The sequence below is a fragment of the Pseudoalteromonas sp. SG44-1 genome, assembly GCF_014164315.1.
GTDB lineage: Bacteria > Pseudomonadota > Gammaproteobacteria > Enterobacterales > Alteromonadaceae > Pseudoalteromonas > Pseudoalteromonas rhizosphaerae.
Map to the genome: position 1 here is coordinate 1 of NZ_JACJEW010000235.1, position 556 is coordinate 556.

The 556-nt window shown below is 41.0% G+C and carries 1 pseudogene; it reads right to left on the reverse strand.

Annotated features, from left to right (window positions below):
• A pseudogene (locus tag H5187_RS23950) lies at positions 1-82 on the reverse strand (Mobile element protein); the annotation flags it as partial.
• Positions 83-556: the final 474 nt, after the last annotated feature.

The window sequence follows — 556 nt, forward strand, 5'->3', positions numbered from 1 at the left end:
AGGCTCGACGTACGCACCTAGAAATACAATGATAGTACTTTGTATCAGCCAAACTTATCTGACGCTTTCTCGCAATAGCCATGTGACAACCTGCTCATTTATTGTGCTAATAATAAAATTAGTACGTAACTGATACATTGCAAATCATAAGATGGGTGTCTTCTTAGCATCCTTCTATGGGCGGTTCATCTCCCGTTATCAATATTGATCCAAATATCTCTCAATGACACTAAACCTTGTGACGCTAAATAGTCATTACCTAGCGCAATGTTAATTCCTTTTGTTTTGAGCTTCGACAAGGGCCTTCGCTTCCAAGCGCCTACTTTTGGTACTGGTAATTCCACAGGCTATGGCGAGTCGTTCACTGACCCTCCTCCAAGCGTTAGCGCGAATGCGTGTTTATCAGATCTCCCCCTTTTTTACCTATAAAGAACCCCCCTGTGTCAGGATAGTTGTCGCCTCTAACTTTTAATAGAGGCAGATAAAAATGAGACGTCGATTTACACAAGAATTTAAAGTTCAAGCGGTTGAAAAAGCATTATCTCAATGTGATGAT